The following is a 21,143-nucleotide window of genomic DNA, read 5'->3' as shown; positions in this document are numbered from 1 at the left end:
CTCGTGGGCTCACTGCCCGTAGACGTTCTGGTAGCGCTCGTAAAGCCGGTCGACGTCCTGCTGGTCGATGGCGGAGGCCTTGCCGAGCTGGAGTGCGAAGTGGACGGTGCGCGCGACGTCCTCCAGCATCACGGCGGACTTCACCGCGGCCCGTGCGGTGGGGCCGATCGTGAACGGGCCGTGGTTGCGCATCAGCACGGCGCTGGACCTGCTGTTGCGCAGGGTTTCCACGATGCCGCGGCCGATCGAGTCGTCGCCGATCAGGGCGAACGGGCCGACAGGGATCTCACCGCCGAACTCGTCCGCGATCATCGTCAGCACGCACGGGATGGGCTCACCGCGCGCCGCCCACGCTGTGGCGTAAGGGGAATGAGTGTGCACGACACCGTTCACATCGGGCATGTGCCGGTACACGTACGCGTGCGCCGCGGTGTCCGACGAGGGGGCGAACTCGCCCTCCACGAGATTGCCGTGCAGGTCGGTCACGACCATCGCCTCGGGCCCGAGCTCGTCATAGGACACACCGGACGGCTTGATGACCATCAGGTCGTGGCCCGGGACTCGCGCGGAGACGTTGCCCGCGGTCCAGATCACCAGCTCGTACTTGGTCAGCTCGCGGTGCAGGTCGGCGACCGTGCGCCGCAGCTCTGCCGTGGCGGACATCAGTTCTTCCCCTCCAGGGCGTCACGGCGGTACTTGCGAAGGCGGCGCATGACGTCGTTGCCGCCCCGGCCGAAGTGGTCGTGCAGTTCCTGGTAGTCGACGAACAACCGTTCGTAGGCCTCGACGTTCTCCGGGATCGGCGTGAAGACGTCGCGGCGCACCGCCCCCATGGCCGCCGCGGCCGCGCGGATGTCCTCGTACGCGCCGGCGGCGACGGCGGCGTGCATCGCCGAGCCGAGCGCCGGCCCCTGCGCGGAACCGATCACCGACAGCGGCAGGTCGAGCACGTCGGCGTAGATCTGCATCAGCAGCTCGTTCTTGATCAGCCCGCCCGCGATCACGAGCTCCGTCACCGGCACGCCGGCGTCGGTGAACGTGTCCACGATGACCCTGGTGCCGAACGCGGTGGCTTCCAGCAGCGCGCGGTAGACGTCCTCCGCGCGGGTGGCCAGCGTCTGCCCGATGACCACACCGGACAGTTCGTGATCGACCAGCACCGACCTGTTGCCGCTGTGCCAGTCCAGGGCGATCAGCCCGTGCTCGCCGACGGCCTGCCGGGACGCGAGCTCGGTGAGCAGCTCGTGCACGGTGATACCGCGTTCCCGCGCCTGCTCGTGGTAGGCGGGCGGCACCTGGTTCTTCACGAACCAGCCGAAGATGTCGCCGACACCGCTCTGCCCCGCCTCGTAACCCCAGAGGCCCGGCACGATGCCGCCGTCCACCACGCCGCACATGCCGGGAACCTCGCGCAGCACGTCGCCGCTCATCACGTGGCACGTGGAGGTGCCCATGATCGCGACCATCTGGCCGGGCTCGACCGCCTGCGCGGCAGGCGCGGTGACGTGGGCGTCGACGTTGCCGACCGAGACGGCGATGCCTTCCGGCAGCCCGGTCCACGCGGCGGCCTGTGCGGTCAGCGACCCGGCGCGGTCGCCGAGCGCGGACAGCGGGTGGTCGAGCTTGTCGGCCACGAACGTCGCGAACGCCGGGTTGAGCTCGGCGAGGAACTCCTCGCTCGGGTACGCGCCGTCCTGGTGGATTCCCTTGTAGCCCGCGGTGCAGGCGTTGCGGGTGTACTGGCCGGTGAGCTGCCAGACGATCCAGTCGGCGGCCTCGACCCAGTGCTCCATCGCCGCGTAGACCTCGGGCGCCTCCTCGAGCACCTGCAGACCCTTGGCGAACTCCCACTCCGAGGAGATGAGGCCGCCGTAGCGCGGGAGCCACGCCTCCTTGCGGTCGCGGGCCAGCTCGTTGATGCGGTCGGCCTGCGGCTGAGCGGCGTGGTGCCGCCACAGCTTGACGTAGGCGTGCGGGTTCTCGGCGAACTCCGGCAGCTCGCACAACGGCGTCCCGTCGGCCGTCACCGGAACCATCGTGCAGGCGGTGAAGTCCGTGCCGATGCCGATGACCAGCTCCGGCGCCACACCGGCGTTCGCGACGGCCTGCGGGACAGCGGTCCGCAGGACGTCGACGTAGTCGGACGGCACCTGCAGCGCCCACTCCGGCGGCAGGGCCCGGCCCGTCACCGGCAGAACGCTGTCCACCACGCCGTGGCGGTAGTCGTGCACGGCGGTGCCGAGCTCGACACCGTCGCGGACGCGCACGACCACCGCGCGACCGGACAGGGTGCCGAAGTCGACGCCGACCACACAGGCGTCGGGATGGATCGTCTTGTCAGTCACGAGCTGAGTGTTATCGCTAACATTCGGCGCGTCAAGATGCGATCGGGGAGACGTGAAAGCCTTGATAGAACCGGTATGTGCAAGAGAGTGAACGCACGACAAAGGCCCCCGACCGGTGAGGCCGGCAACGCTCGCGATGAAGGGCTCCTTCATCCACCTGGAGTGGATGAAGGAGCCCTTCATCGCGAGCCGGGGGTGCGCAGGGGACTTGCGGCGGAACGCCTAGGCCGGCGGTGCCACGCTCTCGCGCTGCACGAGCACCGGCGCGATGGTCCGCCGCGACTGCGCCGACTCGCCCTCGCTCACCTGCTCGAGCAGCAGGCCGAGCGTCTCCCGCGCCACCGCCGCGAAGTCGGGCCGGACCGTCGTGAGCGGAGGGATGAAGTACGCCGCCTCCGGCACGTCGTCGAACCCGACGACGCTCACGTCGTGCGGCACCCGCCTGCCGCGCTCGTGCATCGCCCGCAGCACGCCGAGCGCGAGGTGGTCGTTCGACGCGAACACCGCGGTGACCTCGGGCATCCGCGCCAGCATCTGCCCGGCCTTGTAGCCGGAGGCGGCACTCCAGTCCGCCGCCATGACGGGCGGCACCTCCGCGTTGTGCATCTCCAGCGCCCGGCGCCAGCCCTGCACGCGACCGGCCGCGTCGAACCAGTCGGTCGGGCCGGAGACGTGCCACACCGTCTCGTGCCCCGCCTGCAGGAGGTGCGTGGTGGCGTCGTACGCGCCGACGCCCTGGTCCACTGTGACCAGTGGCGTCGGACGGTCCGGGTCGCCGTCCACCGTGACCAGCGGCAGGTCGGCGGGCACGTCCGCGAGCGCGTCGGCCGCGGACGAGTTCGGCGCGATGACCACGATGCCCGCCACCCGCTGGTCGCGGTGGCGTTCGACGGCGGCCGCTATCGACTCACGGTCGAGCACCTTGACCCTGCCGACGCTGACCGCGAACCCGGCCTCGCCCGCCGCCTCCTCGAAGGCGGACAGCAGCGAGGCCGGGCCGTACAGCGTCGAGTTCTGCGCCACCACGCCGATCAGCTGCGTCTTGCCCGTGACCAGCGCACGAGCCGCCCGGTTGGGCCGGTAGCCCAGCTCCTTGATGGCGGCGCGCACCCGCAGACGGGTCTGCTCGCGGACGTTCGGGTGATCGTTGAGGACGCGCGAGACCGTCTGGTGCGACACCCCGGCGAGGCGGGCGACGTCGGTCATCGCGGGGTCACGCGTGGTCTTCTGGTCCACGAACAATCTCCGATCCTTGGTCTAGACCGATGATGTTAGCGATAACACCCGTCAGCCTTGGTTCTGCACGCCCATTGTGACCCTTATTCGAGCCGGAACGTCGCACGTCGGCGCGCGTCGCGGTCGGTACCGGGTCTGCCGGCCACCAGTCTGCCCCGATCGTGAATGAGATAAGAATCTGCTCCAACATTCAACGAAATCGCCTTGCCGTCGGCGAGGCCGGGAACGCGCCGGAAACTCGCCGCCCGGCCGTAGGCGTCGGAGTCCTCGAACGGGTCGATGCGGACGACGTCACCGTCCACCCGCACGTACCGGTCGGGGAAGTTGACCGACTGCAGGGCGACCGTGCCGGTGCCGAGGAAGCCCGGCACGAACCGGAACTGCGAGTCGGCCAGCTCGCGGACGTTGCCGTCGACCCGCAGCCGGTACTCGTAGTGCCGCACGTGCAGCCCGTCCAGAGTGGTCAGGCGCGAGATCGGGCCACCCTCGCCGACGGGGACGCCGAAGCTCGGCGTGCCGTCGTCGTTCCAGTGCAGCCGCTGCACGCGGGTGTGCCGGTTCGGGTCGAACAGGGGGTCACCGTTGATGTCGCGGTAGTCGCGGGCGTGGTAGACCAGCACGTCCATGTCGCCGACCGTGGTGAACGAGTTGTGCCCCGGCCCGTACTGCGACGTCGGCGCGTGGGTGGCGAAGATCGGCTGCGGCGACTTCGTCCACGACCGCGCGTCGAGCAGGTTCGCGTTCTCGTCGGCGGTCAACAGGCCCATGCAGTAGCGGGCGTCGGTGGCGCTCGCGGAGAACGTGACGAACACGCGGCCGTTGCGGATCAGCACCGCGGGGCCCTCGTTCACCCGGAACCCCTGCACCTCCCACGACAGCGTCGGCGTCGCGATCCGCACGGGCGCGGTCTTCAGCGCCAGCGGCGAGGCCATCTCGGCGATGTAGAGGTTGGTGCCGGAGCCGACGGCCGGGTCGTTCTGCGCCCACAGGAAGTAGCGCTTGCCGCGGTGCGCGAACGTCGTGGCGTCCAGTGTGAACGTGTCCAGATGGGTGATCATCTGGCCGCGCAGCACCCAGCCGCTCTCGCGCGGGTCGGGGTTCGGGGACTCCAGGACGTACGTGCGGATGCGGAACGGTTCGTCCTTGTCCCCCGCGGCGAAGTAGATGTACCACTTGCCGTCGATGCGGTGCAGTTCCGGAGCCCAGATGTAACCGCCCATCTTGCCGGACGCGGGGCGACGCCAGATGGTCCGCTCCCGCGCCGAGCTCAGACCGTCCAACGTGGACGCGCCGCGCACGACGATCCGGTCGTACTCCGGCACGGATCCGGTCAGGTAGTACATGCCGTCGGTGGGCGGCGTGATGAACGGGTCGGCGCGCTGCTCGACCAGCGGGTTGCGGGTGGGCAGCTCGGCGGCGGGTTCCGGCGCGGCCGCACCGGCCGCCGAGCCCGCGAGGGACAGCGTCCCGGTGGCGGCGAGGACACCGCCGGTGCCCAGCAGCAGGGATCTGCGGTCGATCACTTGCGGCTCCTGTCCTTGACCCGGAAGACCGTGACGGAGTTCGGCGGGAACGTGTGGGTGAACGAGCTGCGCACGCTGATCTGCTGGGTGCGCGGCCTGATGGGCTGGACGAACTCGGTGTTCACGTCGTCGGGACGTCCCTGCAGGACGGTGACCTTCGCGGTCGACGCCACCGGCACGCCGAGGTCGATCTTGGTGCGGGCGGCGGCGTCCTGGGCGTTGACGACCTTGACGATCAGCTCGCCCGTCGCGAGGTCGCGGGTGACGACCTGGCGGAACGGTTCCGCGACCTTGTCGTCGGTGAACTCGCCCCACTTGATGCCGTCGAGGAACAGCTCGACGTGCCGTCCGCGCACCTCGACCCGCACGTCGTAGGTGCGGCCGGTCTCGATGCGGGTGCCGTTGCTCAGCAGCGTGCTCTTGCCACCGCCGACGGCCTTCTCCACCGCGGACTGGGTGTTGTTCCAGCCGCCGAGGTTCCACCAGTAGAAGTTGCCGGTGTCCCGCACGCCGAACGCGACGAGGAAGCCCTCGCGGCCGGCCTGCTTGGTGGCCTTGAGGTTCAGCGTGTAGTCGTGCCAGTTCCTGTCGCCCGCGGTGACGAGCGTGTCCTCGGCGGCCGCGTCGGACTGCACGTAGGCACCGTTGACGACGTTCCAGTTGCCCTTGCCGGTCTTCGTCCACTTGGCGTCGGTGCCGGAGAAGTCGTCGCTGAACAGCTGCTGGCCGGATGCGCTGGTGACGCGCACGTCGTCGTAGGTGGCGGCCGTCGCCCAGGTGGAGAGGCCGATCGCGCCCGTGATCGGTGCCTGGGTGGAGGGCGTGGCCGACGCGGTGCTGGGCACGACCTCGTCACCGACGTTGTTCATGAACAGCTTCTGCGTCTCGTAGCTCGCCGAGCCCCACGACGCGTGGTTGTTGAACCAGATCATGTCCGGCTTCCACTGCACGTAGTCCTCGTTGGACAGCAGCGGCGCGTACGAGGCCAGCTTCACGACGTCGGCGTTGCGTTCGAGCCCGGTCATGTACGCGGCTTCGGCCAGCGCGTTGAAGTACTTGTTGTCCAGGGACGCGTACTCACCGAGGAACACCTTGGGGCCGTTGCGGTCGTAGGAGTCGTAACGGTTGTTGTTCTCCAGGAACCACGACGGGCTGTTGTAGTAGTGCTCGTCGACCATCTTCACGCCGGCCTGCTTGTTGAGCTGCCACAGACGGTCGAACGTGCCGCCCGTGTCGTCGGGGCCGGAGTTGCTGATGACGGTGATGTCCGGGTACTTCGCGTTGATCGCCTTGCGGAACTCGGTGAAGCGCGCGAAGAACTCGTCCGGCAGGTTCTCCTCGTTGCCGACCGAGAGGTGGGTGAGCTTGAACGGCTTGGGATGCCCCATCTCGGCGCGCTTGCGGCCCCAGGTGGAGTCGGCGGGACCGTTGGCGAACTCGATCAGGTCGAGCGTGTCCTGGACGTGCCGCTGCAGCAACGCGGGGTCGTCCGTGGCGCGGTTCTGGCCGCAGCCGGTGACCAGCGCGGGCACGACCGGCAGCGGCATCGCGCCGATGTCCTCGCTGAACTGGAAGTACTCGTAGTAGCCGAGGCCGTAGGACTGGTTGTAGCCCCAGAAGTTCCAGTTCGTGGCGCGCTGTTCGACTGGACCGATCGTGTCCTTCCACTGGTACGAACGGCGGCGCTCGTAGTTCGGCGCGTCGTAGCCGTAGTGGCTGCCGGTGTTGACCAGGCAGCCGCCGGGGAAGCGGACGAAGCCGGGCTTGAGCGCGGCGATCTTCTCGGCGAGGTCGCGGCGCAGGCCGTGGCCCTTGAAGGTGTCCTGCGGCATCAGCGAGACCATGTCGAGGCGCAGGGTGCCGGTGCCGCCGCCGGTGACGAGCAGCCTGCCGGTCGTCGTCGACTTCTTCGCGCGGACCGTGCCGGTGTAGCGGGTCCAGCCGTCGCCCTTGACCTGGATCTTCACCGGGTCACCCAGAGGGTTGCCGGCCGGATCGGTGATGGTCGCGGTCACCGGCGTGGCGGCCTGGTCGGTGCGGGCCCAGACGGAGAAGTCGTAGCGCTGGCCCTCCTGGACCGCGATACCGCTGTTGTAACCCGAATTGATGACACCGGCGGGCAGGCCGAGCTTGAGGTAGCGCCGGTTGCGCTCGTTCATCCGGCCGTCGTCGTCGGCCACGTCTACGGTGCCGCTGTGTGGTGCCCACGAGGTCAGGCCGTTGTACGACGCGTTGTCGGCCTGGTCGTACTCGAACGAGCGGTTCTGCACCAGCTCGGCGTACAGGCCGCCGTCAGCCGCCCGGTTGATGTCCTCGAAGAAGACGCCGTACATGGTGTCGTCGATCGACGCGCCCTTTTTCGAGGTGTCGACCTTGAGCGTGTAGTCCGTTTCAGCCGCGGTTCCCGAACCGGGGACGACTGCCAGCAGGGAGGCCGCCAGAGCGGCGGACAGCAGAACGTGCCTGGGGGACATGGGGTTTGAGCTCCCGACGTTGGAAGTTCAGTACAAAAGTGAGCGCTAACATACGGCTGGGCCTCGCGCCGGTCAACGGTGACAAGTCGTTATGGTCAAACGCTTGACGAGACGGATGTGAGCGTTCACTGTTGTCCACCTGACAGCCGCGGACACGCGGCCGGGCTCCGCGACACCGTAGTCACCTCGGAGGAATCCCTGTGCTGAAGAAGATCACGACAGCCGCCAGCGTGATCGCGCTGTGCGCGCTGGCAGCGTGCGGCTCTGGTTCTGGCGGTGCCGGCTCCGGCACCGGCAACGGCTCGTCCGGCGACACCATCACGATGGGCTTCGCCCAGGTGGGCGCCGAGAGCGGCTGGCGCACCGCGAACACCAAGTCGATCCAGGACGAGGCCAAGGCCGCCGGGATCGACCTGAAGTTCTCCGACGCTCAGCAGAAGCAGGAGAACCAGATCAAGGCCATCAGGTCCTACATCCAGCAGAAGGTCGACGTGATCGCGTTCAGCCCGGTCGTCGAGACCGGCTGGGACACCGTCCTGCTGGAGGCCAAGCGCGCCAACATCCCGGTGATCCTCACCGACCGCGCGATCGACTCGGACGACACGTCGCTGTACAAGACGTTCCTCGGCTCGGACTTCGTCGAGGAGGGCCGCAAGGCCGGCGACTGGCTGGTCCAGAACGTCAACGGCCCGACGAACGTCGTCGAGCTGCAGGGCACCACCGGTGCCGCGCCCGCGATCGACCGCAAGAAGGGCTTCGAGGAGAAGATCGCCGCCAAGCCCGACATCAAGGTCGTGGCCTCGCAGACCGGTGACTTCACCCGCTCCGGCGGCAAGCAGGTCATGGAGGCCTTCCTCAAGTCCCAGCCGAAGATCGACGTCGTCTACGCGCACAACGACGACATGGGCCTGGGCGCGATCGAGGCGATCAAGGCGGCCGGCAAGGTGCCCGGCAAGGACATCAAGATCATCACCGTGGACGCGGTGAAGGACGGCATGACCGCACTGGCCAACGGCGAGATCAACTTCATCGTCGAGTGCAACCCGTTGCTGGGCAAGCAGTTGATGGAGCTGGCGAAGAAGGTCGTCAAGGGCGAGGAGGTGCCGGCGAGGGTCGTGACCGTCGAGGGCACGTTCACGCAGGAGCAGGCGAAGGCCGCGCTCCCCCAGCGCCAGTACTGATCTCACCCACTGACTGCGGGGCCCGCCGTTCTCTCGCGCATCCGGCGGCGGGTCCCGCACCCCAGCGACGAAGGCTCCCGCTATGACAGAGTCACCGCCGCCGGTTGTCGAAATGCGGGGCATCAGCCTCGCGTTTCCTGGCGTGAAGGCGTTGCAGGACGTCGACTTCCGGCTGTTCCCCGGCGAAGTGCACGCTCTGATGGGCGAGAACGGCGCCGGCAAGTCCACCCTGATCAAGACGCTGACGGGCGTGCACACCCCGGACAGCGGCTCAGTGCTGCTGGCGGGTGAGTCCGTCGCGTTCTCCTCCCCCGGCCAGGCGCAACAGGCCGGGATCAGCACGGTCTACCAGGAGGTCAACCTCTGCGCGAACCTCACGGTCGCGGAGAACATCCTGCTGGGCCGTGAACCTCGCAGGTTCGGCGGCATCGACTTCCCGGCGATGCGCAAGCGGGCCGCGGAGGTGCTGGCGCGCATCGGCGTGCACATCGACCCCGCGTCCGTGCTGGAGACGCATCCCATCGCCGTGCAGCAGCTCGTCGCGATCGCCCGCGCCATCGCGGTCGACTGCCGGGTGCTCGTGCTCGACGAGCCGACGTCCAGCCTGGACGCCGGTGAGGTCGCCGAGCTGTTCCGGATCATGCGCGTGCTGCGCGACGAGGGCGTGGCGATCCTGTTCGTGTCGCACTTCCTCGACCAGGTCTACGAGATCTCCGACCGGATGACGGTGCTGCGCAACGGAACCCTGGTCGGCGAGCACCTCACGTCCGAACTGGACCGCCGCGACCTGATCTCGAAGATGATCGGCCGCGAGCTCGGCGCACTGGAGGCCATCGAGGACGCGAGTGAACGCCACTCCGTGTCCGGTCCCGTGCTCGTGCGCGCGGAGGGCCTCGGCCGCCGCGGCGCGATCGCCCCGTTCGACCTCGACATCCGCGCGGGCGAGGTGGTCGGCCTGGCGGGTCTGCTGGGTTCCGGCCGCACCGAACTCGCTCGGCTGCTGTTCGGCGCCGACCGCGCCGACTCCGGCAGGCTGATCGTCGACGGCACGCCGCTGCACCTGCGCGGACCGCGGTCGGCGATCGCCGCCGGGATCGCGTTCTGCTCGGAGGACCGCAAGGGCGAAGGCCTCGTCGCGGACCTCTCGATCCGCGACAACCTGGTGCTCGCGATGCAGGCGGCGCGCGGGTGGAGCCGTCCGGTGTCGCGCAAGGTCAAGGACTCCCTCGTCGAGAAGTACCTGACCGCGCTGGACATCCGGCCGGCCAACCCGGACGCGCTGGTGCGCACGTTGTCCGGCGGCAACCAGCAGAAGGTGCTGCTGGCCCGCTGGCTCGTCACCGAACCGCGGCTGCTGATCCTCGACGAGCCGACGCGCGGCATCGACATCGGCGCGAAGGCGCAGATCCAGCAGCTCGTCACCACTCTCGCCGCCGAGGGCACGGCGGTGCTGTTCATCTCGGCGGAGTTGGAGGAGGTCGTGCGCATCGCCGACCGGATCGTGGTGCTGAGGGATCGGCACAAGATCGCAGAACTGGACGGCGGCTCGACCATCGACGAGGTCGTCGAGCTGATCGCGGGCGACCCGGTTCCCGAGGAGGTGGCGTCGTGAAGAACCGCCTGCTCTGGCCGATCCTCGCGCTGGTCGCCCTGCTGCTGCTCAACCTGGTCGTCACGCCGTCGTTCTTCGCGTTGCGCATCCAGGACGGCCACCTCTACGGCGGCCTTGTCGACGTGCTCAAGAACGGCGCGCCGACGCTGCTCATCGCGATCGGCATGACGCTCGTGATCGCCACCCGCGGCATCGACCTGTCCGTCGGCGCGGTCGCGGCCATCGCCGCCGCCGTCACGTGTGTCCACATCGGAACGTCGCCGGACGCCGGCACGGCACTCGCGGGCATGGCGATCGCGCTCGTGCTCTGCGCGGCGCTGGGCCTGTGGAACGGTTTCCTGGTGGCCGGCCTCGGCATCCAGCCGATCATCGCCACGCTGGTGCTGATGACGGCGGGCCGCGGCATCGCCATGCTGGTGACCGAGGGCCAGATCATCACCGTGAACAACGACGCCTACCGGCAGGTGGGCGCCGGGTTCGTGGTCCTGCCGGTCTCCATCCTGATCAGCCTCGCCGTGCTCGGCCTGGTGGCACTCACCACGCGCAAGACCGCGCTGGGCATGCTGATCGAGGCGGTCGGCGTGAACCCCGAGGCCTCGCGCCTGGCCGGCGTCCGGTCCAGGACGATCATCTGGACGGTCTACGTGTTCGCGGCGGTGTGCGCGGGCATCGCGGGCCTGATGATCAGCTCGAACGTGAGCGCCGCCGACGCCAACAGCAACGGCCTGTGGATCGAGATGGACGCGATCCTCGCGGTGGTCATCGGCGGCACGTCGCTCGCGGGCGGCCGCTACTCGCTCACCGGCACGCTGCTCGGCTCCCTGATCATCCAGACCCTCACCACGACCGTCTACACGATCGGCGTGGCGGCGGAGGTCACGCTGGTGTTCAAGGCGGTCGTCGTCATCACCGTGTGCCTGATCCAGTCGCCGAAGGCCCGCGCAGCCCTGAGCTTCCGGAAGGTGGCCGTGTCATGACCGCTCTCACCACCAGGCTGCCGGCGCGGTTCCTCCCGGTCCTCGCGACCGTGGTGCTCTTCGTGATCACGTTCGGCGCCGGCTCCCTCCGCTACGACGGCTTCGCGTCCGGGCAGGTGATCGCGAACCTGTTCATCGACAACGCGTTCCTCATCGTGCTCGCGGCCGGGATGACGTTCGTGATCCTCAGCGGCGGCATCGACCTGTCCGTGGGCTCGGTCGTCGCACTGTCCACAATGGTCACCGCAGCGGGGCTGCGCGCGGGCTGGCCGGTCCCGCTGGTCATCATCGCCGTGCTGCTCATCGGGTCGACGCTCGGCCTGCTGATGGGCGTGGTGATCCACAAGTTCGACATCCAGCCGTTCATCGTGACGCTCGCCGGCATGTTCCTGGCGCGCGGCCTGTGCTTCCTGATCAGCGTGGAGTCGGTGTCCATCAAGGACGCCACGTTCCGCGAGGTCGCGACGGCCGTCATCGAGCTGCCCGGCGGCGTCACCATCACCTACAACGTGGTGATCGCGCTGCTGGTCGTGCTCGCCGCCCTGTACGTGCTGCACCGCACCCGGTTCGGCCGGACGGTCTACGCGGTGGGCGGCAACGAGCAGTCCGCGTTGCTGATGGGCCTGCCGACCGCGCGCACGAAGGTCGGCGTGTACGTGATCAGCGGTTTCTGCTCGGCGCTGGCCGGTCTGCTGTTCAGCCTCTACATGCTGTCCGGCTACGGCCTGCACGCCGTCGGCATGGAGCTCGACGCGATCGCGGCGGTCGTCATCGGCGGCACCCTGCTCGCGGGTGGTCTCGGGTACGTGCTCGGCTCGCTGGCCGGGGTGCTGGTGCTCGGCACGATCCAGACGCTGATCTCGTTCCAGGGCACGCTCAGCTCGTGGTGGACCAAGATCGTGATCGGCGCGCTGCTGCTGGTCTTCATCGCGGTCCAGCGCGGCATGATCCGCGGCAGGCGACGACAGGCAGCGGTCGCATCCTGAGCCACCACGGCGAGCTGCTGGAACACGCACATCCAGCAGCTCGCCCGGGCGGTTCACGACGACGGCCTAGACTCGGCTCATGCCGCTGGTGGAGATCGCGCTGCTCGGCGAGGTGAGCGCGCGAGTTGACGGTCACCACGTCGAGCTGGGCCCCGCGCGGCAGCGGTGTGTGCTCGCGGCGCTGGCGATCGACGTCAACAGGCCCGTCCAGGTCACGCAGCTGATCGACCGCGTCTGGGGTGATCAGCCCCCGCCGCGGGCACGGGCGACGCTGCACAGCTACCTCTCCAGGCTGCGGCAGGCGTTCGCGGGCACCGGCGTCGAGCTCCAGGCCAAGCAGGACGGGTACGTGCTCGTCACCGCCGAGTCCTCTGTGGACCTGATGCGGTTCAGGGAACTCCGCGACCAGGGCCGGTTCGCCGAGGCGATCGCGGTGTGGCGCGGCGAACCGTTGACGGGGATCAGCGGCTCGTGGGCCGACCTGACCCGCGACCACCTCGCGCGGGAACGCGACGCCGCCGAGCTCGACCTGGTCGACGAACGGCTGCGGCTCGGCCAGGGCCCCGACGTCCTCGCGGCGATCTCCGCGCTCGCCCTGCGGCACCCGCTCGACGAACGCGTTGCGGCGCAACACCTGCAGGCACTCGCCCAGGCAGGCCGGATTTCCGAGGCGCTGGAACAGTTCCTGGTCGTCCGCACCCGGCTGATCGACGAGCTCGGCACCGAGCCGGGCGTGGACCTGAAGCGGCTGCACGAACAGCTGCTCACCTGCGATGGGCCCGGCACCGTCCCGCGCCAGCTGCCGTCGGCACCGGCGCAGTTCGTGGGCAGGCAGGAAGACCTGGCCGAGCTGGACGAGGCCGTGCGCACGGGTGTGGCGGCGATCGCGGGCGCGGGCGGCATGGGCAAGACGTGGCTCGCCCTGCACTGGGCACACCGCAACCTGCACCGCTTCCCGGACGGCCAGCTGTTCGTCGACCTGCGCGGCTTCAGCCCCGACGAGACGCCGATGGAACCGGACGTGGCGATCCGCGGGTTCCTGCACGCGCTGGGTCTCGACGCCGGCGCCATCCCGGCCGACCCGCCGGCCAGGGCGGCGTTGTTCCGGAGCCTCGCCACCCGGCGGCGCCTGCTCGTGGTCATCGACAACGCGGCCGACGCCTCCCAGGTCGTCGGGTTCCTGCCCGGCGGCGACACCTGCCGGGTGCTCGTGACCAGCCGCAACCGGCTGCCGGGCCTGGTGACGAAACCGATCGGTCTCGACGTGCTCGCCGACGCGGACGCCGGCACGTTGCTCGCCACCAGGATCGGCGCGACCAGGCTGAACGCCGAACCTCTCGCCGTGGCGAGGCTGATCGAGCTGTGCGGCGGGCTGCCGCTCGCGTTGAGCATCGTCGGTGCCCGCGTGCTCACCGAACCGGACCTGTCGCTCGCCGCCATCGCCCGGCAGCTCGAGGAACTGGGCCTCGGCGCACTCGACGCGGACCCGAGCGTCAGCCTCCCGGTCGTGCTCTCCTGGTCGTACCGCGCGCTGACCGACGAGCAACGGGAGATGTTCGCCCTGCTCGGCATCGCGCCGGGCGAGGACATCGGACTCGAAGCCGCCGCGAGTCTCGCCGGGGTGTCCACAAAGGACGCGGAAGTCACGCTGCGCGCGCTGGAGCAGGCCTCGCTGATCTCGATCGGCACCGGCTTCCGCGCGCGGATGCACGACCTCGTCCGCGCCTACGCTGCCGGGCGGGCCACCGGCAGCGACGAGGCCCTGCGCAGGCTCGTCGACCACCACGTGCACACCGGGCACGCCAACGACCGGCTGATCGACCCGCACCGCCCGGTGATCGACCTCGGCGAACCGGCCGCGGGCACCGTGATCAGTCCCGCCGGCGACAAGGCCTGCGCCCTGGCGTGGTTCGACGCCGAACGCACAACGCGCAGGGCCGTGCAGCAGGTGGCGGCCCAGCACGGCTGGAACGACCGGGTCGTGCTGCTGGCCAGGGTGTCGCACGCCTACCACCAGCTGCGCGGCCACCTCGACGACGAGCTGGCCATGTGGCGAACCGCCATCGAAGCCGCCGACGACCTGCAGGAGAAGGTCGTCGCGCACCGGATCATGGGCAGCAGCCTCGGCCAGGTCCAGCGCTACGACGAGGCCCAGCACCACCTCGACGCCTCCCTCGCGCTGGCGGAGCAGGCCGGCGAGCCGCTGCCTCTCGCGTCCGCCCACGGCGCGCTGACCTGGCTGTGGACCAGCAGGTCCGAGCACCACCGGGCGTACGAACACGCCAAGGCCGCGCTGCCGCACTACCAGCGCACCGGCAACCAGATGCTGATCGCGCTGGCGCACAACAACATCGGCTACTGCGCCGCGGAGGTCGGCGACACCGAGGAAGGCAGGGAGCACGCCACCAGGGCGTTGGAGATGCTCCACGAACTCGGCGACCGGCAGGGCGAGGCGACCGCCGTCGACACGCTCGCCCGCATCGCGCACCAGGTCGGCGACCACGCCGAGTCGATCGAGCTCTACGAGCGCGCCGTCGAGCTGTACCAGGCCGAGAACGACGACTACACCACCGCCACCGTGCTCGTGGGCCTCGGCGACCCGCACCTCGCGCTCGAACAGCTCGACCAGGCGGCGGAGGTGTGGCAGCGGGCTCTGGAGCTGCTCGAGCAGCAGGGTCGCGAGGAGGAGGCGGACCGGGTGCGCAAGCAGCTCGCCGCGATCCACGTGACCCCAGTGGACTGATCACCAGGCAGCGCGCCGGAGAGGGGCCGGTGGGGTGAAGGGCTCCTTCATCCACGGCGAGCTGCGGCGCGCGGTTAGGTAAGGGTGCCCTGGGTTGACGAGGCGGGCGGGATATAACGTAGCTCGTCGTGAGCATGGTGGTGGAGCAACGCGGGCTGGAGCCCGGGCCGAACGAGGCGAGTCCGCACCGGCGGCGACGCGCCGGCCTGGTGGCGCTGGTGGTGTTGCTCGCCGCGGCGGCGGTGCTGTCGCTGGTCGTCGGTGCGCGGTCGCTGACCCCCGCCGAGGTGTGGCAGGGGTTGTTCGGCGATCCCGGCACGGACCAGCGGCTCACCGAGATCGCGCTCATCGTGCAGACGCTGCGCGTTCCGCGGACGGTGCTCGCGATCGTGGCGGGGCTGGCGCTCGGTGTCGCCGGGGCGTTGATCCAGGGGCACACCCGCAACCCCATCGCCGACACCGGCCTGCTCGGCGTCAACTCCGGGGCGTCGTTCGCCGTGGTCCTCGCGGTCTCCCTGCTGGGGCTGCAGGACCCGATCCTGTACATGTGGTTCGCGTTCGTCGGTGCCGCGGGGGCCGGAGTCGTCGTGTTCGGGCTGTCGAGTCTCGGGCGCGGGGCCGGCAACCCGCTGACGCTCGCGCTGGCCGGGCAGGGCGTCACGGTGTTCCTCGCCGCGATGACCACCGCGGTGGCCTTGTCCGACAAGCAGACCCTCGACGTCCTGCGCTACTGGAACGCGGGCTCGGTGCAGGGGGTCGGGTGGGACGTGATCGTGGTGACGGCGATCTTCGCAGCCGTCGGGCTGGTGCTGGCGTTGCTGAACCTGCCGACGATCAACCTGCTCAACCTCGGTGACGACGTCGCGCGGGGGCTCGGTGTGAACATCGCGGCCGGGCGGACCATCGGCGTCGTGGCCGTCACGCTGCTCGCGGGGGCGGCCACGGCGGCGTGCGGACCCATCGCGTTTCTGGGGCTGATGGTCGCGCACATCGCACGGTGGCTCACGGGGCCGGACTACCGGTGGCTGGTGCCGTACGCCGGATTGCTCGGCGCGGGAGTGCTGCTCGTCGGCGACATCGCGGGCCGGCTCGTCGTGCGGCCGGCCGAACTGCAGGCGGGCATCGTCATCGCGATCATCGGCGCACCGTTCTTCGCGGCGCTGGTCTGGCTCGGGAAGTTCAGGCAGGCATGAGCACCCAGATGCACCCCGGAGTCCGGGTCGGGAACTGGTCCTGGGTCTGGCGCCCGTGGATCGTGCTCGTCACGGCGGTCCTCGCCGCGCTCACGTTCCTCGTCTTCTGCGTGTCGATCTCGGTCGGCGACTTCATCATCGACCTGCCCGCGGTGATCAGGACGATCTTCGGGCAGGGCGAGCGGGTCGACGAGTTCGTGATCATGGACCTGCGGATGCCGCGCGCGCTCGTCGGCCTGATCGTGGGTGCCGCGCTCGGGATCTCGGGCGCGCTCACGCAGTCGATCGCGCGCAACCCGCTGGCCAGTCCCGACGTCCTCGGGATCACCGGCGGCGCCAGCGCGACCGCGGTCTTCCTGGTCACCGTCACCAGCGGCGCGGTGGTCACCAGCACGGTCGGGCTGCCGGCCGCCGCGCTCACCGGAGGGTTGCTGACCGGGCTGCTCGTCTACTTCCTGGCGTGGCGCCGGGGAATCGACGGCTTCCGGCTGATCCTCATCGGCATCGCGGTCAACGCGGTCATGCAGGCGCTCACGACATGGCTGCTGGCGCTGGCGGACATCCGCGACGTCGCCCGCGCTCAGGCCTGGCTCGTCGGATCGCTCGACTCGCGGTCGTGGACCGAGGTCTGGACGACGCTCTGGGTCACCCTCGCGTTGATCGTGATCGTCCTGGTCACGGCCTTCCAGCTGCAGCCGATGCACTTCGGTGACGACGTGGCCGCCGGACTCGGTGTCCGCTACTCGGCCGTGCGCGCCGTGCTGCTGCTGTGCGCGGTCCTGCTCGCCGGTGTCGCCGTCTCGGCGGCCGGCCCGGTGCCGTTCGTCGCCCTGGTCGCGCCGCAGATCACCATGCGACTGCTGCGCACGCCGGTTCCGCCGCTGATCGCGTCCGGCCTGTTCGGGGCGCTGTTGTTGATCGGCTCTGACCTCATCGCGCGGTCGGTGCTGCCCAACGACCTGCCCGTCGGCGTCGTCACGGCGATCATCGGCGGTCCGTTCCTGGTCTACCTGCTGGTGCGGGCGAACGTGAAACGGGCGGCCTGAGGTAATCCTCAGTTAAGTAAGGTTGCCCTATGACCGCGCTGCGCAACGATGCCACCCGACTGGGTGCCGAGGGCGTCACGGTCGGGTACGCCGACCGGGTCGTGCTCGACAACCTCGACGTCACCATCCCGACCGGGGTCATCACCACGGTCATCGGCCCCAACGGCTGCGGCAAGTCGACGCTGCTGCGCACGCTGTCCCGCCTGCTCAAACCGCGCCAGGGCACGGTGCTGCTGGACGGCCACGACATCGCCAGGCTCAAGACCAAGGACGTCGCGAAGCGGATGGGCCTGCTCCCGCAGACCCCGATCGCGCCGGAGGGCCTCACGGTCGCCGACCTGGTCGCGCGCGGCAGGCACCCGCACCAGAGCTGGGTGCGCCAGTGGTCGAGCGACGACGCGGACGTCGTCGCGAAAGCCCTGCGGATGACCGGTGTGTCCGATCTCGCGCACCGCCCGGTCGACTCGCTCTCCGGTGGTCAGCGGCAGCGCGTGTGGATCTCCATGACGCTCGCCCAGGGCACCGACCTGCTGCTGCTCGACGAGCCGACGACCTACCTCGACCTCGCCCACGCGATCGACGTGATCGACCTGGTGGACGACCTGCACGAGGGCGGCTGCACGATCGTGATGGTGCTGCACGACCTGAACCTGGCCGTGCGCTACAGCGACAACCTGATCGTGATGAAGTCGGGATCCATTGTCGCGCAGGGACATCCGAGCGACGTGATCACCAGCGAGTTGTTGCTGGACACGTTCGGTCTGCAGGCGAAGGTCATCGACGACCCGGTCAGCGAACGCCCGTTGATCGTGCCCATCGGCCGCACTCACGTGGTACCGAAGAGTGACCAAGGACTAGGTTAGCCTGCCCTAACCGGGTGATAAGGTTCGCCTGTCCTAATCTCCCCCGCCGCGTGGGCAGCGAAGAACGAGGTGCCGAATGGGCCAGCGAACGACCATGACCTGGAAGCGATTGACCGCTGTGGCAGCAGCCGTGGTGGTCGGTGCCAGCGTCCTCGCCGGGTGCGGGTCCTCCACCCCCGCGTCCACGCCTGGCGCGAACAACGCCTCCGGTGGCACGTTCCCGACCAAGGTCGAGCACTTCTTCGGCACGACGGAGATCAAGGAAGCGCCCAAGCGCGTCGTCTCCCTCGGCTACACCGACGACCAGACGATGCTCGCGCTCGGCACCGTGCCGGTCGGCATGGTCGACCAGTACCCGAACCCCGAGGGCAAGACCCCGGACATCAACACCCAGTGGGCCTGGGTGAAGGACAAGTGGGGCTCGGCCAAGCCCGAGGTCGTCATGAAGAACGGCGACACCGAGCCGAACTACGAGAAGATCGCGCAGCTGCGTCCCGACCTGATCATCGCGGTCTACTCCGAGGCCGATCAGGCCTGGTACGACAAGCTGAGCAAGATCGCTCCGACGGTCGGCCGCACCAAGGAGGAGAAGGAGCCGTTCAGCGCGAAGTGGCAGGACAACGCGCTGCAGGTCGCCAAGGCGCTCGGCAAGGCCGACGAGGGCGCCAAGATGATCAAGGCGATCGACGACAAGATGGCCGAGGCCAAGAAGGCGAACCCCGGCTGGGCGAACGAGACCGCCGTCGTCACCTCCTGGTACAAGGACGCCGTCGCGCCGTTCACCACCACTGACGTCCGCGGCCAGCTCGTGAGCGGCATCGGCTTCAAGGGCAACACGAAGATCGACGAGATCGCCGCGGGCAAGTTCTACGTGACGCTGTCGCCCGAGCGCATGGACCTGATGAACGTCGACCGCATCTTCGTGATCGCGGACGAGGCGGACCAGAAGTCGCTGAAGAACTTCCAGCTCTTCGCGAACCTGCCCGCGGTCAAGGCGGGCAAGGTCCACTGGATCCTCGACAGCGAGGGCCCCGCCGTCGGCGCCGCGATGTCGCAGGCCACCCTCGCGTCCCTGCCGTACGCGATCGACGAGCTGGTGAAGTCGGCCAAGTCGGCCGGCTGATCCACCCTCTCACCCCTGCGAAAGGTCTCCCCTCGTGACCACGAGTGTCTCTGGCGCGCCCGCGAACATCCTGCGCACGGCGACCGGACGGGAGGCCCTTCGCTGGGCGCTCGACCACTGCCGCACCGCTCCCGGCCTGCCGATCGCCACCGTGCTGGCGACGGTGGCCGGGGCGGTGCTGCAGATCGTCCCGGTGTTCCTGCTGGGCACCGTGGTGGACGGGATCGTCGGCGGACGGGACGCGTCGATCCTCTGGTCCATCGGGATCGCGACGGTCGTAGCCGCGCTGTCCGGTGCGGTGATGACGGCGGTCTCCACGTACCTCGTCGGCCGGTTCGGCGCGGAAATGCTGGCGCGGCTGAGGGAAGGCGCCGTCCGCGCGGTGCTCGGGATGCCGAGCGCGCGGATCGAGCAGGTGGGCCGCGGCGACGTGCTGTCCCGCGTCGGCGACGACGTCGCGATCATCTCCAAGGGTTTCCGCACGGCGATTCCGACGATCTTCTCGGCGGTCGTGCTGGTCGTCATCGCCACCGCGGGCATGTTCGGCCTCGACTGGCGGCTCGGTGTCGCCGGTGCGTGCGCGCTTCCTGCGTACGCCTTCGCGTTGCACTGGTACCTGCCTCGCTCGCAGCCTCTCTACCGCGCCCGGTCCGAGGCGCAGGCCGACCGCGCGCAGGCGTTGATCAGCGGCCTCGACGGCATCGCCACCGTCCGGGCCTACCGGCTCGAGAACGCGTTCCGGGACAGGGTGACCGCCGAGTCGTGGCGGGTGCGCAACATCGGCATCGAAGTCTTCCGGTTCTTCGGCCGGTTCATCGGCAGGGAGAACCGCGCCGAGTTCATCGGTCTCGGGCTGATCATCGTCGTCGGCTACTTCCTCGTGACGAACGGGCAGTCCTCGCTCGGCCAGGTCTCCGTCGCGGCCCTGTTGTTCCACAAGCTGTTCGTGCCGCTCGGGTTGATCATGGCGTTCTTCGACGAGGCGCAGAAGTCCGGTGCCGGACTCACGCGACTCGTCGGTGTGCTCTCCGAGTCCGACGGCGACGAGCTCGTCCGCAGCGCGGTCGCGGTCGATCCGGACGCCGCACCGCTCGCGGTGTCGGTGCGCGGGCTTTCCTTCCGCTATCCCGAATCCGAGCACGACGTGCTGCGCGACATCGACCTGGAGATCCCCGCGGGCACCTCGCTGGCACTGGTCGGCGCGACCGGTGCGGGCAAGACGACGCTGGCCGCGCTGGTCGCGGGGACCGGCACTCCGCTGACCGGGTCCGTGCACATCGGACAGACGAACCTCGCCGACGTCGACGAGGCCGGTGCCCGCGCGCTGGTCAGCATCCTGACCCAGGAAGCCCACGTCTTCGCCGGTCCGCTCGCCGAGGATCTCAGGCTTGCCGCACCGGATGCCACGGACGACGAGCTGATGGACGCGCTGCGCACGGTCGGCGCCGACGCGTGGGTGCAAGCGCTTCCCCAGGGCCTGCAGACCGACGTGGGCGAGGGTGGCGAACGCCTCGACGTGACCAAGATCGCCCAGATCGCGCTGGCCAGGCTCGTGCTCGGCCGCTCCCCCGTCGTCGTGCTGGACGAGTCGACGGCGGAGGCGGGCAGCCAGGGTGCCGCCGCGCTCGAACGGGCGGCGCTGGCCGCCTGCCGGGGCCGCACCACGCTTCTGGTCGCACACCGGCTGACCCAGGCGATCGCGGCCGACCGCATCGCCGTGCTCGACGCCGGACGGGTGATCGAGCAGGGCACGCACGAGGAGCTCGTCGCGCGTGACGGGCGTTACGCGGCACTTTGGGCCGCTTGGCGATTCGGATCCGCAGCTAGTTAGGTTAGGCTCA

15 protein-coding genes are annotated in these 21,143 nt (G+C 69.5%); 10 read left to right on the top strand and 5 right to left on the bottom strand.

The window, feature by feature from the left end; all coding sequences use genetic code 11:
• Positions 1-9 precede the first annotated feature (9 nt).
• The 5 genes from IEZ09_RS08050 to IEZ09_RS08030 form a co-directional block, all read right to left on the bottom strand.
• On the bottom strand, positions 10-663 hold the full coding sequence (locus IEZ09_RS08050) for an L-ribulose-5-phosphate 4-epimerase (RefSeq protein ID WP_189252950.1): 654 nt from the start codon (positions 661-663) through the stop codon (positions 10-12).
• Positions 663-2,345, bottom strand: coding sequence for a ribulokinase (gene araB / locus IEZ09_RS08045; RefSeq protein WP_229812337.1), 1,683 nt, complete (start codon positions 2,343-2,345; stop codon positions 663-665). Before araB ends, IEZ09_RS08050 begins: the two co-directional genes overlap by 1 nt.
• A 222-nt stretch (positions 2,346-2,567) precedes the next feature.
• Entirely contained in the window at positions 2,568-3,581 is a 1,014-nt protein-coding gene (locus IEZ09_RS08040) for a LacI family DNA-binding transcriptional regulator (protein WP_229812336.1), read from the bottom strand.
• Between the two features lie 83 nt (positions 3,582-3,664).
• Entirely contained in the window at positions 3,665-5,104 is a 1,440-nt protein-coding gene (locus tag IEZ09_RS08035; protein ID WP_189252949.1) for a family 43 glycosylhydrolase, read from the bottom strand.
• Positions 5,101-7,578 (bottom strand): alpha-L-arabinofuranosidase family protein, encoded by a 2,478-nt coding sequence (locus IEZ09_RS08030; RefSeq protein WP_189252948.1) that lies wholly within the window; start codon positions 7,576-7,578, stop codon positions 5,101-5,103. The genes IEZ09_RS08035 and IEZ09_RS08030 overlap by 4 nt, the downstream gene beginning before the upstream one ends.
• 200 nt (positions 7,579-7,778) lie before the next feature.
• Here IEZ09_RS08030 and IEZ09_RS08025 point away from each other — a divergent pair, with 200 nt between their 5' ends.
• The 10 genes from IEZ09_RS08025 to IEZ09_RS07980 all read left to right on the top strand — a co-directional run bounded on the left by IEZ09_RS08025 (position 7,779) and on the right by IEZ09_RS07980 (position 21,133).
• Positions 7,779-8,759 carry an ABC transporter substrate-binding protein gene (locus IEZ09_RS08025; protein WP_189252947.1) on the top strand — a complete coding sequence of 327 codons (981 nt, stop codon included), beginning with the start codon at positions 7,779-7,781 and terminating at the stop codon, positions 8,757-8,759.
• Positions 8,760-8,871: 112 nt separating this feature from the next.
• Complete coding sequence (locus tag IEZ09_RS08020; RefSeq protein WP_229812335.1) at positions 8,872-10,371, top strand: sugar ABC transporter ATP-binding protein; 1,500 nt, start codon at positions 8,872-8,874, stop codon at positions 10,369-10,371.
• Positions 10,368-11,348 carry an ABC transporter permease gene (locus IEZ09_RS08015; protein ID WP_189252945.1) on the top strand — a complete coding sequence of 327 codons (981 nt, stop codon included), beginning with the start codon at positions 10,368-10,370 and terminating at the stop codon, positions 11,346-11,348. The genes IEZ09_RS08020 and IEZ09_RS08015 overlap by 4 nt, the downstream gene beginning before the upstream one ends.
• Positions 11,345-12,334 carry a galactofuranose ABC transporter, permease protein YjfF gene (gene yjfF, locus IEZ09_RS08010; RefSeq protein WP_189252944.1) on the top strand — a complete coding sequence of 330 codons (990 nt, stop codon included), beginning with the start codon at positions 11,345-11,347 and terminating at the stop codon, positions 12,332-12,334. Before IEZ09_RS08015 ends, yjfF begins: the two co-directional genes overlap by 4 nt.
• A 79-nt stretch (positions 12,335-12,413) precedes the next feature.
• Entirely contained in the window at positions 12,414-15,077 is a 2,664-nt protein-coding gene (locus tag IEZ09_RS08005; RefSeq protein ID WP_189252943.1) for an AfsR/SARP family transcriptional regulator, read from the top strand.
• A 134-nt stretch (positions 15,078-15,211) separates the two neighbouring features.
• Positions 15,212-16,270: a FecCD family ABC transporter permease gene (locus IEZ09_RS08000; RefSeq protein WP_189252994.1), complete on the top strand. Its 1,059-nt coding sequence runs from the start codon at positions 15,212-15,214 to the stop codon at positions 16,268-16,270.
• The gene (locus IEZ09_RS07995) at positions 16,267-17,316 is read left to right on the top strand and encodes a FecCD family ABC transporter permease (RefSeq protein WP_229812334.1); all 1,050 of its coding nucleotides are present in this window, start codon (positions 16,267-16,269) and stop codon (positions 17,314-17,316) included. Before IEZ09_RS08000 ends, IEZ09_RS07995 begins: the two co-directional genes overlap by 4 nt.
• A 29-nt stretch (positions 17,317-17,345) precedes the next feature.
• Positions 17,346-18,179, top strand: a complete 834-nt coding sequence (locus tag IEZ09_RS07990) for an ABC transporter ATP-binding protein (protein WP_189252942.1) — start codon at positions 17,346-17,348, stop codon at positions 18,177-18,179.
• Positions 18,180-18,273: 94 nt separating this feature from the next.
• Positions 18,274-19,302 carry an iron-siderophore ABC transporter substrate-binding protein gene (locus tag IEZ09_RS07985; RefSeq protein WP_229812333.1) on the top strand — a complete coding sequence of 343 codons (1,029 nt, stop codon included), beginning with the start codon at positions 18,274-18,276 and terminating at the stop codon, positions 19,300-19,302.
• 34 nt (positions 19,303-19,336) lie between these two features.
• Entirely contained in the window at positions 19,337-21,133 is a 1,797-nt protein-coding gene (locus IEZ09_RS07980; RefSeq protein WP_189252940.1) for an ABC transporter ATP-binding protein, read from the top strand.
• The last annotated feature ends 10 nt before the right edge of the window (positions 21,134-21,143 follow it).

The organism is Lentzea flava (assembly GCF_014648475.1).
Taxonomy (GTDB): domain Bacteria; phylum Actinomycetota; class Actinomycetes; order Mycobacteriales; family Pseudonocardiaceae; genus Lentzea; species Lentzea flava.
The sequence above is the reverse complement of the archived record's forward strand: the minus strand, read 5'-3'. Positions and strand labels throughout refer to the sequence as shown.

Excerpts from the sequence above, each read along its gene's own strand:
- IEZ09_RS08050 (WP_189252950.1), bottom strand. The coding sequence starts at position 663 with ATGTCCGCCACGGCAGAGCTGCGGCGCACGGTCGCCGACCTGCACCGC.
- IEZ09_RS08030 (WP_189252948.1), bottom strand. The coding sequence starts at position 7,578 with ATGTCCCCCAGGCACGTTCTGCTGTCCGCCGCTCTGGCGGCCTCCCTG.
- IEZ09_RS08020 (WP_229812335.1), top strand. The coding sequence starts at position 8,872 with ATGCGGGGCATCAGCCTCGCGTTTCCTGGCGTGAAGGCGTTGCAGGAC.
- yjfF (WP_189252944.1), top strand. The coding sequence starts at position 11,345 with ATGACCGCTCTCACCACCAGGCTGCCGGCGCGGTTCCTCCCGGTCCTC.
- IEZ09_RS08005 (WP_189252943.1), top strand. The coding sequence starts at position 12,414 with ATGCCGCTGGTGGAGATCGCGCTGCTCGGCGAGGTGAGCGCGCGAGTT.
- IEZ09_RS08000 (WP_189252994.1), top strand. The coding sequence starts at position 15,212 with ATGGTGGTGGAGCAACGCGGGCTGGAGCCCGGGCCGAACGAGGCGAGT.
- IEZ09_RS07995 (WP_229812334.1), top strand. The coding sequence starts at position 16,267 with ATGAGCACCCAGATGCACCCCGGAGTCCGGGTCGGGAACTGGTCCTGG.
- IEZ09_RS07990 (WP_189252942.1), top strand. The coding sequence starts at position 17,346 with ATGACCGCGCTGCGCAACGATGCCACCCGACTGGGTGCCGAGGGCGTC.
- IEZ09_RS07985 (WP_229812333.1), top strand. The coding sequence starts at position 18,274 with ATGACCTGGAAGCGATTGACCGCTGTGGCAGCAGCCGTGGTGGTCGGT.